Origin of the sequence: Sediminispirochaeta smaragdinae DSM 11293, from assembly GCF_000143985.1 — a bacterium.
Lineage (GTDB): Bacteria > Spirochaetota > Spirochaetia > DSM-16054 > Sediminispirochaetaceae > Sediminispirochaeta > Sediminispirochaeta smaragdinae.
Genome location: NC_014364.1, coordinates 2,565,237 through 2,578,817 on the forward strand (window position 1 = coordinate 2,565,237; position 13,581 = coordinate 2,578,817).

A 13,581-nucleotide genomic window follows, 5' to 3' on the forward strand; every position below is an offset into this window, starting at 1 on the left:
AGTTGCCAGGCTCTCCGCCATTTCCTCAGACCTCATCACAGAAGCATCAAAACCCGATTGATTTCATCGAAATGTGCCAGAGTATGTAAAACCGTCTCCCTTTTACTTGATCATTGACAATTTTTATATTTAGTTGCTATGCTAACTAATATATGAATGAAAACACAACAGAAATCGACGATCTGAATTTCTACACCTTGCTCGCTGTACTTCAAAGCGGCATGTGGCTGCAAGCCGACTTCGAACGGTTTCTCGAACCCTACGGACTATCCCATAGCCGATTCTCAATCCTGCTTTGGATCAAACATGCTCAGGAAGGAGAACCGATGGGCCATGAACTAGCCCATCGTCTCGGGGTGGCAAAATCGACAGTATCCAGGTTGGTGGAAAAACTCCTTGCCGATGATCTTATCAGATGTGAACAGGATCCTGATGACGCAAGGAAAAAACACTATTCGCTCACTCCGCAGGCATCGGAGCTCCTTACGTCGATCATCCCCCGGTATCTATGCAGAATGCGCGATATGGCAAAAGAGCTCAACGAAGGCGAAAAGGTGAATCTCATAGGATTGTTATCTAAAATAGATTTCCTGGATTCAGATAAAAGGATCATCAGGGGGACAGTGAAAACCATCGCCGACAAAGCTGAGGAAATCAAAGGCCTCTGCGAACGGGGCAGAAGTCGGGACATCGACCGGGTCCTCGACTTTCTGAACGACAAGGTCGATATTCCGACCACAAAAATCGTCGATTATTATCTGGGAACCGTGATGAATCCCGAAGGCATTCGTCAAATCGAACATTATCTTTTTCACGGAAATCAGGTCCAAAGAAACTACTGCACACTCTATTTTTCGAGACGGAACGAATGGGAAATCGTCAACAAAGCCTTCAAAATGGGATTGATCGACCAAATTCAGGCATACTCCCGATAGATTCCTGTAATCCCATGCTTTGACAGAGGTATATGAGGATTCTTCATTTGGGCGTTGCCCTCGCTTCCAGCTCGGGCCAGTCGACTTCGGGGTACGCTCTTCGCTCCCGTCCTCGGCTTCCCGCCTCGGACCGCCTCCGGCGCCCTCCGTCTCCTTAACGCATCCTTAAAGGCTCCCCACAATTGCCCAAACCACCCTTCCCGTAGTAGTATTACCATATGCCGAACGAGCACGATACACGCTACAAGTTCCTCTTCTCACACCCCATCTTCGTTCAGCGCCTCATGGAGGCCTTTGTCAAAGAACGTTTCGTTCGCAAACTCGACTTCGACTCCCTTGAACGGGTCGACAAAAGCTTTATTACCGAAGACTTCAAAACCAGGGAATCCGATATCATCTGGAAGATCAATTACACCGACAAACCCCTTTACCTCTTCCTTCTCATCGAGTTCCAGTCCTCCGTCGACCACTCCATGCCTCTTAGGTTCCTTCGCTACATCACCGAGTTCTACCAAAGCTTCCATCAGACTACCGACTCAGGACTCTTTCCTGCCGTCTTTCCCATCCTCATCTACAACGGTGACAGAAGGTGGACCGCTCCGCTTAACAGCCGGGACCTCATCGAACAGTCCATCCCGGAAAAGTACATCCCCTCTTTCCAGTACTACCCGGTTATCGAGAACCAGATCCCAAAACAGAGCCTGGCGAAGATCAAAAACGCCCTTTCCGCGGTCTTCTATGCCGAAAACTCCTCTCCCGAAGAGCTTGAGGCCGAGATCGATATCTTCCTTTCCATCATTACCGAAGAGAAACTTGAAGCGGTCCAGCTGTTGGTTCAATGGCTGAACAACTTCTTTGCGTCTGTCGAGGAGCAGCAAAAACAGCCGGTTTTATCCCGGATCAACGACATTGTGGAGGTAAAATCCATGTTACTTACCAAAATGAAAGAGCATGACCAAATGATGCTCGAGCAGGGTATCGAACAGGGTATCGAGCGGGGCGAAAAGCAGCGTGCCGTCATCACCGCCAAAAAGATGCTGGCAAAAGGATACTCCATTCAGGAAATATCCGAGCTTACCGGCCTCAGGCAGCAGGAGATCGAAGCATTACGGGATTGAAAAGAATGGCTTTTCCATCAAAGGAAGCATGACGGATTTTGGATCCGCCAGAAACGGCAAGAGGAATAAAATTCGAAGAGCAGACTCCACCTATCAGTGGGAAAAGGAGTACACCACTGATAGGTATGAATCTACAATCTCTATATTTTAGATAAGAGAAAATCAATCGCAACAAAGGTTATTGCACGTTATTCCCCTAAAAGCATGAACTATCTGTTATCAAGTTCTGCAATTTGTGCTTTGCTGAGACTATGGCTTCCAGGTAAATCCCGGGTTATATACGTGATCATCGCGGACTTTTCCAACAATTCAAGGCAGTCAAAAGCATCCAACATGGTCTTACCTACTGCTATAGCACCATGATTTTCCATTAATAATACCTTATGAGTTTTTATATCATGTGCTACAGCCTCAGCAAGCCCTTTCGTTCCCATCATTTTATAGGGAACATTCACGATTTCACCTATGACACAATATGCTTCAGCAGTGAGCTTTGTGTCTATACTATTGGGTTGCACCGTTGAATATGCGCTTGCATATGTGGGGTGTGCATGGACAACTGCCTTCATATCGGGTCGAGCCTGCAACACCATACGATGCATTTCAGTCTCAATGCTCAAAGGCAAATGGGGAGTCAGATTTGTTCCATCAAATTTGACTACTGCAATCAAATCGGGAGTAAGATTTCCTTTATCCAAACTTGATGGGGTAATGCAAAATTTTTCATCATCAATTCGCAAACTAATATTTCCACCACTTGCCGTAGTCAGTTGCCGGTCATATAAGCGATTCATATAATCGGCAACTATTTTTCGTTCGTTCTGAAATTCAAAAGGGTCCATGATATTTTCTCTCTCCTTGCCTACAAAGGCATGTAGTAAAAACGTAATGTCGTTTTTCTTCATTTGCTAATCATTCATTTAACATTAGACGATTTTTGTTCCAATCCTCATAGTATTGCTGTATACCCTTACGGACCTTTGGCTGGTATGTTATACAGGAGTCCTCTGTAGATCGACTACTAGCAAAATACTCATTGCAAACATCAGCACATCCGATTATCGAGGCCTGTGAATAATCCCCTAACAAGATGATATCTTTCTCCGTTAAATCAGCAAGAAACTGGCACAAAGTTGGTGATCGAAAGCCTCCTCCACAACAACGTATATAGTCCCTTTCAAAGGGAATCATATTGCACAAAGATAAATACTGATTATAAATCGCACAAGCAGTATCACTTAGCAGCCCCCATGCAAGATCTGTAATGTCACAATCAGCACTAAAAGGCGATTTCATTACAAATCCTCCCATCTTTAAACTTTTCTGGCGGGAAAAAAGTAAAGAAGTGAAAGAAGCGGTACAAGGGAAACCTGTTTTCTCTGCATACTTCTTCTCCAATTCCTCGTAACTATAATCCGAGAGAAAGTGTTCCTTGAATCGTTGATAATTCAATCCTGTAACACCCGGATTTGTTTCAACTAAATAATTCTTCCCTCCTATATTACAATCGACCCAACATCGCTCGTCTGGATCGTAATATTGCTCCTCATGTATTCTTACCACAGGGGAAGTAGTACCAGAAATAATAACGATATCCCCATCTGTACATTGGCTGCTCTTTGCAGCCAATTGTGTGTCGGCCCCACCAATAATGAAAACCACATCGGGACCCAATGAAAAACGCTGCAATTGAGAATGCTTGATACTTCCCAGTTTTGAACCTGAAAGCTGTATCTCGGGAAGTATTCGTGGATCTATCCCATATGCTTTACATATACGTTCTGACCACTGCATATCAATGATATCAAAAAGCTGAGTTTCACAGGCCTGTGACGGTTCAATAAAAATTTCCCCGCAGAAAATCTCACCAATCCATTCGCTCAGACTCGTAATCTTTGAAATCTTAGAAAAATCCTGTGGGTATTTTTTCTTGAAACCCATCAGCTTAGCTGCAATGAAATCTTCAGTTACCCACTTACCGGTACGCTTGTAAATCTCTTGCTTTCCTCCAATTTCGTCCATCCACTGCCGGCCGCGGTTGTCTATGTTTGGTAATCCCATACATGCCACGTGGGCGGCATCATACAAGACAACACTTTGCCGAGCCCCTGAAGCGGTTATTGCGTCGATTTTGATATCGGAGAATTCACGCAATAATTCTTCAGCCATCCATAGAAGCCTCGTTTCCCATTCTTGGGGGAGAAAGTATTGTGCATCGGGGTAGTTTTCATCTCTGTAATAGTGATTTTCTATTACCCTCGATCCAATGATTTTTCCTTGCGAAGAAACTATGGCTATTTTCGAATTACCTGTTCCCATATCAAATACGAGATAATATGCATCCATGATGCTCACCTACTCTTCAAAACGTGTTTATTATAAACAACACTCTCAAGGTTTCTTCCTTCCAGCCATTGGATCACATTATTCGTAATAATATCGGACTGATGGCTTGTAACTTCATAGGATGCTCCGCAAATATGCGGGGTAAGCAACACATTTGGGTAGGACAAAATTTCAAGGTCCTCAGGCTTTGGAGGTTCGGTATCCAAAACATCAAGGATCGCACCAGAAATCTGTTTCTCTTTCAAAGCCTCACATAGAGATTCGTAATCAACTACCGCGCTTCGGGCAGAATTCACAAACAAAGAATCAGGTTTCATCAAAGAGAAGAGTTTCTTGTTGATCATACCGCGAGTACTATCCAAAACAGGGAGATGGATGGATACAATATCGTTCTCAGAAAAAATCTCTTCGACTGAGCATTTTCTATAGGAACTCGATACAGCTTCCACATAGGGATCATAAAAGGATATCTCACAACCAAAAGCTTCAAAGAGATGCGCGGTTGCCTTTCCTACCGCACCAAACCCAACAAAGCCAATGTTCTTACCTTGCAGCTCATGGCCCATCCACAGATAGTAGGGAGTGGTACCTTCCACCCATTTCATCTCTTTCACCCATTGGGTGGCAGGGATGATATTCCGATACAATGTCAGCACCAAACCGACAACCATCTCTGCAACTGCCTGACAATTACGTGCAGGAGTACATAGTACAGGGATACCGGCGGCTGTACAGGCATCAACATCGATGTTGGCAGGATTAGCTCTGCAATCACCGATAGCCTGAAGATTATGGTAATTGTCCAGAACCTTCTTTGTGATACGATCCAACTCCGTAATTAACACATCGGGTTCATATTTCTTCAAGGATTCCAACATGGCATCCTCGTAATATCGTTCTCCTGTTTCTGTCCAAGGGAGGTAGACTACCTCACTAAAATAGTTCTCCAACTCTTCAATACGATTTGGTGTCATTGGGGCACGTACTAATAATTTCATGATTATCCTATTCTTCCTGACTATTCTTTTCAGAATCAGCGAAATATCGTTTTAGGTCTTGTGGTAGATACACGCCTAAATCAGTTACCACTCCGCTACATAGCTCCGGTGGGGTGATATCGAAAGCCGGATAGAATCCTTCGACTCCATCCATGGTAAGCTTCACATCCAAGGCTTTAAGCACGAGCTCAGGATCCCTCTCTTCTATTCTTACATCACGTATGTCAGGATGATCGGGATCTGGGGTGCCGGTGACATAATAGGGAATACCATAGTAATGGGCAGCCAAGGCAATCTGAAAGGTACCAACTTTATTGATTATATGACCATCCACGGTAATGACATCTGAAGCGGAGGTAAAGAGATCGACATTCTTTGCTTTCAATGTATAACCTGGCATGTTATCGGTTATCACAGTGACAGGGAATCCCATATCGCACGCCACACTTGCAGTAAGTCGCGACCCCTGGAAATAAGGGCGGGTTTCTGCACAGATGACCTTGATCGGGTTGTTCAGGCGCTTACACGCACGTAGTATTGTTCCAACCACCGTATCTCCAAAACATTGGGTCATGATCGTTCCGTTTTTGGGAATCAACTTGGCCAGATTTTCTCCGACAAGCGTATATTTCTTATAGTTATTGTTCACAAAGTTGAATGCATATTGGAACAGCGCTTCTACAAGAGCTTCCCCTCGGGTCCCTTCCCGAAGGCTCTGCCGAACAATATCCACAGCTCCCCCAACAATCCTTTTCATTTGTTCAACGGTCGTCGGCCGGGCATGGGACAAGGTATAGGCAGCATCCTCCATATATGTAAGGACATCAACATCTTTCCTATCGGCAATCTCATGGGCAGCAAGTGCCATCCCCATCGCTGCTGCAAGATACGGCCCGGCACTTTGCGTTACCATATCTTTAATAGCTTGGGCAACTTCCTGAACACTCTTGCACGTTACAAATTCTGTACGAATAGGGTAAATCCTTCTGTCAAGGATCCTAACTTCTCCATTTTTATACCAAGCAATATTTTCATATCGTAAGAGGAAGGCTAAACCTTCGTCCGCTCTTTCCATTTCTTCCAATACTCCTCTAGTAGGTTTTCAACATGACAACGACAAGCCTTACGCTCCTGTTGCGTTTAAGCATTCAAAGCATTTTCTCAATAGGCTTCCATCACATCCTCGAAAATTTCAACAAGCTCGGATCCTGTCGCTAAAGCTGCTCTTCTCATGATTAATTGAATTCCAGTTGCAATGAGCGCCCGCTCCATAGGAATTTTCAACACGGGATCTGTAACATCATTAAGTTCCTGGACCTTTGCATCACCAACCACACGCCGTATCATTTCGGTTCCCGCATATCCGAATGAGTCGGACCATATATTTGCTAAGTAGTGCTCTTTAAACTTTGCGTTATATAAGGGGAAAGAAACAATCTCATCAAATTTCTTCTCCAGTTTGGCTTTTGTCAAAGCTACAATCTCAGTAATTGCGGTTTTCGCCCAATGAATAAATTCTGTGTTTTCCGGGTGGACATATGCTTTATGTGCCCAAGCAAAAAACATGTTACCGATGACATTACCGATGTCATATCCAATAGGCCCGTAGTATGCAAATTCAGGGTCTATCACTTTCAGCCCCTCTTCATTAACGAAGATAGAACCCGAATGTAAATCACCATGGACCAAAGCTTGGGCATGATTCATAAATTCATCTCGAAGGATACCGACTTCGCTTTTCAGGTCCTCATTTTGGTAGAGATGTTTTTCAACAAATTCCTCATTTCCGGCAGTAATGATATTTCGCTTTTTGTAATCGTAATACGGTTCGGTAAGAACCAGATCTTCAGTGATATCACAAAGCTCAGCATTTGTGAATTTTTTAACTCGTTCCTTCTTTGTTGCACGATCAAGGACCAAATCAGTGGATGGAAGCAAGGTATCGGCCATGAACGTGGAAATATCCTCAGCAAGTTTAGGAAAAATCTTCCCCTGCACCATCTCTTTCCTGAGATTCTTATATGCAGAAATATCTTCCATATATAATGCACACATTACTTCATCATAATAGTAGATTTTTGGAACCATTGAGGGAGCACATGCTCCCTCAATGGATAATACATCGGCTTCAATCTTGTTATGATTCAAGTTCAGGGGTCTTCCTGAAGAACGAACAAATTTATCTGCTTGCTTCACAACTATAGATCGTCCCGTATCCTCATCGGTGACAACAAATACATAATTGATATTTCCATCACCAATTTCACGACAGCTAAGTCTTGCACCTGGTTCGAAATAATGAACCAAATCAATGGTACAAGCCATCACATCCTCTGCTTTCATCAAAAAGTGCTTTGCATAATCCTTGTTCATTTTTTATTTATTACCAATGAGGCTTTTCTCAGTAAACTTATTTGGCCAACCAATACCAATGAAAATGAGACCGAAGACGATCATCATCAGGCAATACCACACGTACGGGATAATTGTAACCGGTGAAATTTTAGCCATTGCTCCTGCAACCAACAACTGGCCTGCATATGGCGAGAGACCGTTAAATGCCGAAGAGAAAAGGTCAAGGATACTCGCTGCACGACGACGGTCGATTCCCATCTCATCAGAAATGTCGCGAGCAATCGGACCAGCTGAAATGATGGAGATGGTATTATTTGTAGTGGCAATGTCCAGCAGGCTTACCAAAGAAGCAATAGCCAGCTCACCACCACGTCTTGTCTTTGTCTTTCTGGTAAGAGCATGTAACAACCAATCGATACCACCAAGGTATTTCATCAAGGCAACCAAACCGCCTACCAATACAGCAATCAAAGCCATATCTTCCATCCACGTCATACCGGTATGCACGACCTTCAGTGATTCCAGTAAGGTGAAATCGCCATGAAAAAGGCCGATTACAACACCACCAAGAATACCAACCAGCATGACCTGCATTACATTCATCCCCATAAGGGAGAGAAGAATAATGAGAATATAGGGAATAATATTGACGAAATTATATGCATATACGGTTCCAGCCGCAGGCGCATCGATTTTGACAAAGGCTAAAACCAGCACATTTATGATGACTGCCGGCAATACCATGAGAATATTTGCCTTAAACTTATCTTTCATCTCAACTTCCAGCATTCTGGTTGCAGCAATGGTCGTATCGGAAATGAAGGAAAGATTATCACCAAACATTGCACCGCCAACGATAAGTCCACATACGAGTGCCACATTCACTCCAATCTTAGAAGAGAGGGCAATACCGATGGGGATCAATGCAGAAACCGTACCCATGGAAGTTCCCATGGAAAAACTTACCAGACAGGCAATAAGGAACAGACCAGGCAAGATCATCCGCCCAGGGAGAATCGACAAACCAAAGTTTACCATTGAGTCAACGGCATGCATGCTGTTTGCTACACCATAGAAGGCACCTGCAAGCAGATAGATGATTACCATCAAAATAAGGGTATTCTCTCCACCACCTTTGCAGAATATCGTGACTTTATCACCAAACGTGGTCTCTTTATCCCCCTTTTTGGGCAGGATAAATGCAACAATACATGCGATGGAAATACCGATTGCCAATGGAATATTGTCAAAACTCCCACTTCCAATCCCCACAGTCACATACAGCACCAAAAAAATAATGAGGGGAAGTAATCCGATAAAACCACCTTTGCCTTTCCCGGCATCTTCTTTAAGCATACAAAATCTCCTTTACATCCATTCAAAGTTGTAGTTGTGTGTAACCTATCAACGAAACACACACGGCGATCGTGACTAATTATTTTGTGGAGCTCCTCAAACGATTCAACATCTTACAACATAATTCCACACAAGTCAAAATTTATTTTCATAAATTTTCAATCTTCTTTTTATGTACCGATTCTTATAGTTTCAGATCATTTCTTATCGAATATTTTTACTGTATACATAATTATTTTCTTATAAAATATAGTTATTCATCATTTTAATAACCGTTATTATATGATTTACGTAAATCATATAGCTATATTGGAATACGTCATGTTCTGCCTAACACCACTCAAGTCCTCTAAAAATCGAAAAGTACCACATTGTATATGGATATTTATTTGGAATGTTGTGGAAGTTGTGAAAATTTTGATGTTGCATTTTGTGCTCTTTGATTATATGCTCGTAGTGCCAAGGGAAAAGAATATATTGTTTAGGTGGGTAATACATTGTTAAAAATTGACAGACAGGAATTGATTAAGCAGATCCTTAAAAAAGATGGAAGTATTTTAATTTCAGATATAAGCCAGCAATTGGATTGCAGTTCCGAAACAATCAGGCGTGATCTACTTGAACTGGAAAAGCAAGGTTTTGCTAAAAAGATTTACGGCGGAGCGTATATTCCTAATGAATATGATAAGAGCGTACCAGTCTCCCTTCGTAATACCTTCTTTAATGAAGAAAAAACTCAAATGGCTCATTGTGTACTGGATTTTATCAAAGATGGTGATACCATTTTCCTCGATGCAAGTTCCACGTGTCGTCGGATTGCAGAGGTTCTTATCCAGGTTAGACGACATATAACCATCATCACAAACTCCATCGATATCATAAATAGTTATCACATGGATGCAGACGAACATCTTATTTGTCTTGGTGGTTTCTGGAATGCAAACAACCGGGCCTTTCAAGGAATTCAGACCCTTTCCGATGTAAACAACTATACGGCAAACAAAGCTTTCATCAGCTGTCCATCGGTAGAACTTGAATTTGGCTTGACCGACAACAGCCAGGAAGCGGCTGCAATTCGGCGATCAATGCTCGAGCATTCAAGAGAAAATTTCTTAGTTGTCGATCATACAAAATTCAACAGTCATTCAGATTTCGTAATCTCTGATGTATCAAAAATCGACACAATCGTTACCGACTGCAAAGTCTCTGATGAATGGGACATATTCTGCAAAAACAACGAAATCAATGTGTGTTACGAACCAAAAAACTAGTAGTAGGAGTTAGAAATGGTCAATTTTCATTATTACAATCCTGCAAAGATTGTATTTGGGAAAGGTGCGGAAAAAGAGATAGGTACTTTGCTAAAAGAGAACAATGCTACATCGCTTCTCATGATGTATAGCGGGGAATTCATCAAGACCTTAGGCATTTATGATACGGTAAAAAAAGCGTGTTCCGAGAATTCCATTAGTTTTTTTGAATGTGGAGATGTTGTTCCCAATCCCAAGATTGAATTGATTCGTGATTTGGTTGATCTCGGGCGGAAGGAGTCTGTCGATTTTGTATTGGCAATAGGTGGTGGCAGTTCCATTGATACCGCTAAGGCTGTAGCCCTGGGAATTCCTTATGAAGGTGATGTCTGGGACTTCTTTGAAGGGAAAGCCTCAATAGCAGAAGTCCTTCCTATCGGTGTGATCAGTACACTTCCGGCAAGTGGGAGTGAAACTTCAAATGCAGCAATAGTTACAAATGGATTGAACAAGGTGGGCTTTGAAGATGATCGTATCATTCCCCAATTCGCCATCATGAACCCTGATTTCACCACCACCCTTCCATCGTACCAGACGTCGTGCGGACTGGCGGATATTCTCTCCCATCTCCTGGAACGATATTTTTCCGATACTCCCCATGTCGATACGACTGATTATCTGATTGAGGGGGCAATCAAAGCGTTGCTACTAAATAGTGAACGGATCATGGCAAATCCAAGCGATTTTGATGCAAGGGCGGAAGTCCAATGGCTGGCTTCCATTGCCCATAACAATTTATTGGACACAGGCCGTGTTTCTGATTGGGGTTCTCATCGTATAGAACACGAAATCAGTGCCCAATATGAGCTTACCCACGGCGAAGGAATGGCCGTGGTAATGGTTGCCTGGACGACATACATGGCAGACAAGAAGCCGGAAAAACTCGCTCAACTTGCACATAGAGTATTCAATGTCGATTACCATGATTATACTCCGGAAGAAATGGCACAGAAACTCTCTTGCAATCTCAAAAGCTTCTTCAAGAAGTTGAATCTACGGACAAGCCTCACGGAAATCGGAATAGGTAGTGACCACTTTTCGGAAATGGCAGCGCGAGCTACCTCCAACGGAAAGAATACGGTAGGCCATTACATTCCGTTGGACCAGGATAAGATTATCGAAATCTTACATCTTGCGCTGTAGGCCCCCCTCTATCGCGGCCTTATAATTTGGACGGAAGTTCTTCTGGGCGTTCCCCTCGCCTTCGGCTCGGGTCAGTCGACTCCGGGGTTCGCTTATCGCTTCCGTCCTCGTCTTACGGCTCGGACCGCCTCCGGCGCCCTCCGTCTCCTTAACGCATCGTTAAAGGCTCCCTACAATTGCCCAAACCACCCTTCCCGTAGTAGTATTACCATATGCCGAACGAGCACGATACACGCTATAAGTTCCTCTTCTTCATCTGGAAGATCAATTACACCGATAAACCCCTCACCCGAAGAGCTTGCGGCTGAGATCGATATCTTCCTTTCCATCATCACCGAGGAAAAACTTGAAGCGGTCCAGCTTCTGGTCCAGTGGCTGAACAACTTCTTTGCTTCCGTCGAAGAACAACAAAAACAACCGGTTTTATCCCGGATCAACGACATTGTGAAGGTGAAATCCATGTTACTTACCAAAATGAAAGAGCATGACCAGATGATGCTCGAACAAGGCATCGAGCAGGGCGAAAGGCAGCGGGCGGTCATCACCGCTAAAAAGATGCTGGCAAAAGGGTACTCGATTCAGGAAATATCCGAGCTTACCGGTCTCAACCAGCAGGAGATCGAAGCATTTCGGGATTAAAAGTCAGGGATTGTCTTCCCGTGCTTCCTCCTCTACTTTTTATCCATCAAAGCCTATCCTGTACCACACCGATTCCATATCACCTATCTTCAGCAGCTCTTTCGTCTCATCGAGAATGCTCATTGCATCTCCCCGGTTCACATAGCCCAGGGTATCACTTTCAAGGTTGGGTGAAGTTCCAGCTCCTGGAGGCCTTGAAAGTTCACGGTGTTGAAGGAAGAAAGCAACCCCGAGTATCTTCTGGACATCCTGAAGAGGGAGAGACGTATTCCCCTTCTACCTTGTTCTGAAACTAGCCGACGGGAATCACTCCCTGAATACGATAGGCTTATGGAATATGTAGATGAACGATGTGGATGTCTTTAGCCGGGGAGCCTCGAACGGACGGCAGAACCTGGAACTGGTTCGTAAGAAGGAGGTATAAAAAATCCTACTTCTTCCAAAATAAAATGACACATTGCGACAAATCAGATACAATTTTAGGAAAGGAATGAAAATGGATCTACCACTTGTCAAAGCCCGCCGAACATATATAGTGCTCACTGTCTTCGGCATAGCAATGGCAGTGCTCGAAGCGATAGTTGTCGTGTATCTGCGGCAACTATACTATCCTAAGGGATTTGATTTTCCATTGGGCATGATCTCGCGACAGATGCTCTTCTTCGAATGGATTCGAGAGGCCGCCACAATCGTAATGCTCGCCGCCGTGGGGACACTGGCTGGCCGCGGCGCCTTGCAGAGGTTGTGCTACTATCTCTACTGCTTCGGCGTGTGGGATATCTTTTACTACATATGGTTAAAAATACTTCTACAGTGGCCGCCATCCCTCCTGACTTGGGATGTGCTCTTTCTCATTCCTGTGACGTGGGCAGGGCCGGTGCTGGCGCCCATCATTGCGGCCCTGACCATGATACTGATTTCCATCAGCATAGTGTATCTGCAAGAGCGGGCATACGATGTAAAAATAAAATGGCATGAGTGGACCCTGGTTTTTACGGGGGCCGGCGTGATTCTGTATACCTTCATCGTGGATTATTCCAGGCTCATCCTCCGGGAGCACAGCGCGAATGTACAAAGCTTTTGGGAGGACGAAGGGCTCTGGAGGATCATAACGGGGTACAAACCGACCCACTATAATTGGGTTGTATTCGTGATTGGAGAAATCCTTATACTGACCGCACTTGCGCTCGTGATACGGCGGATCGTGCAACGGAAAAGAACGTGAATCCCGAGCTTTCACGAGGCAGGAGAAATCTCATTCTCATCAACGCCTGTGTCATATGCGCTTAGGTTGAGGCTTCAGCAGGTGAACAGAAAATACGCGTTATCGGGTGAATGGTAGCGAACCAACCGCCGTCAGGGACGCCAACTGACAATAGTC

General features: G+C 44.0%; 13 protein-coding genes. 6 read left to right on the plus strand and 7 right to left on the minus strand.

Annotation, left to right across the window (positions count from 1 at the left end):
- Positions 1-152 precede the first annotated feature (152 nt).
- Both SPIRS_RS12065 and SPIRS_RS12075 read left to right on the plus strand, forming a co-directional pair.
- On the plus strand, positions 153-935 hold the full coding sequence (locus SPIRS_RS12065; RefSeq protein WP_013254966.1) for a MarR family winged helix-turn-helix transcriptional regulator: 783 nt from the start codon (positions 153-155) through the stop codon (positions 933-935).
- Positions 936-1,153: 218 nt separating this feature from the next.
- Positions 1,154-2,053 carry an Rpn family recombination-promoting nuclease/putative transposase gene (locus SPIRS_RS12075; RefSeq protein WP_013254967.1) on the plus strand — a complete coding sequence of 300 codons (900 nt, stop codon included), beginning with the start codon at positions 1,154-1,156 and terminating at the stop codon, positions 2,051-2,053.
- Between the two features lie 209 nt (positions 2,054-2,262).
- On the opposite strand, the gene SPIRS_RS12080 is transcribed toward SPIRS_RS12075, so the two are convergent.
- The 6 genes from SPIRS_RS12080 to SPIRS_RS12105 all read right to left on the minus strand — a co-directional run bounded on the left by SPIRS_RS12080 (position 2,263) and on the right by SPIRS_RS12105 (position 9,108).
- Positions 2,263-2,958 carry a class II aldolase/adducin family protein gene (locus SPIRS_RS12080; protein WP_013254968.1) on the minus strand — a complete coding sequence of 232 codons (696 nt, stop codon included), beginning with the start codon at positions 2,956-2,958 and terminating at the stop codon, positions 2,263-2,265.
- Positions 2,959-2,965: 7 nt separating this feature from the next.
- Positions 2,966-4,399, minus strand: a complete 1,434-nt coding sequence (locus tag SPIRS_RS12085; protein WP_013254969.1) for an FGGY-family carbohydrate kinase — start codon at positions 4,397-4,399, stop codon at positions 2,966-2,968.
- Positions 4,400-4,404: 5 nt separating this feature from the next.
- Entirely contained in the window at positions 4,405-5,397 is a 993-nt protein-coding gene (locus SPIRS_RS12090) for a 2-hydroxyacid dehydrogenase (RefSeq protein ID WP_013254970.1), read from the minus strand.
- 7 nt (positions 5,398-5,404) lie between these two features.
- A complete protein-coding gene (locus tag SPIRS_RS12095; protein ID WP_013254971.1) occupies positions 5,405-6,472 on the minus strand; it encodes an S-methyl-5-thioribose-1-phosphate isomerase in 1,068 nt (355 codons plus the stop codon).
- A gap of 86 nt (positions 6,473-6,558) precedes the next feature.
- Entirely contained in the window at positions 6,559-7,770 is a 1,212-nt protein-coding gene (gene mtnK, locus SPIRS_RS12100) for an S-methyl-5-thioribose kinase (RefSeq protein WP_013254972.1), read from the minus strand.
- A gap of 3 nt (positions 7,771-7,773) precedes the next feature.
- Complete coding sequence (locus tag SPIRS_RS12105; protein WP_013254973.1) at positions 7,774-9,108, minus strand: Na+/H+ antiporter NhaC family protein; 1,335 nt, start codon at positions 9,106-9,108, stop codon at positions 7,774-7,776.
- Between the two features lie 497 nt (positions 9,109-9,605).
- Here SPIRS_RS12105 and SPIRS_RS12110 point away from each other — a divergent pair, with 497 nt between their 5' ends.
- Together SPIRS_RS12110 and SPIRS_RS12115 are read left to right on the plus strand one after the other, a co-directional pair.
- On the plus strand, positions 9,606-10,379 hold the full coding sequence (locus SPIRS_RS12110) for a DeoR/GlpR family DNA-binding transcription regulator (protein WP_013254974.1): 774 nt from the start codon (positions 9,606-9,608) through the stop codon (positions 10,377-10,379).
- Positions 10,380-10,394: 15 nt separating this feature from the next.
- On the plus strand, positions 10,395-11,561 hold the full coding sequence (locus tag SPIRS_RS12115; RefSeq protein ID WP_013254975.1) for an iron-containing alcohol dehydrogenase: 1,167 nt from the start codon (positions 10,395-10,397) through the stop codon (positions 11,559-11,561).
- Positions 11,562-11,731: 170 nt separating this feature from the next.
- Here SPIRS_RS12115 and SPIRS_RS22685 read toward each other — a convergent pair whose 3' ends face one another.
- On the minus strand, positions 11,732-12,004 hold the full coding sequence (locus SPIRS_RS22685) for a hypothetical protein (protein WP_245537586.1): 273 nt from the start codon (positions 12,002-12,004) through the stop codon (positions 11,732-11,734).
- Positions 12,005-12,020: 16 nt separating this feature from the next.
- Here SPIRS_RS22685 and SPIRS_RS22690 point away from each other — a divergent pair, with 16 nt between their 5' ends.
- Both SPIRS_RS22690 and SPIRS_RS12125 read left to right on the plus strand, forming a co-directional pair.
- A complete protein-coding gene (locus SPIRS_RS22690; protein ID WP_245537587.1) occupies positions 12,021-12,200 on the plus strand; it encodes a hypothetical protein in 180 nt (59 codons plus the stop codon).
- A gap of 490 nt (positions 12,201-12,690) precedes the next feature.
- On the plus strand, positions 12,691-13,425 hold the full coding sequence (locus SPIRS_RS12125; protein ID WP_013254977.1) for a hypothetical protein: 735 nt from the start codon (positions 12,691-12,693) through the stop codon (positions 13,423-13,425).
- Positions 13,426-13,581: the final 156 nt, after the last annotated feature.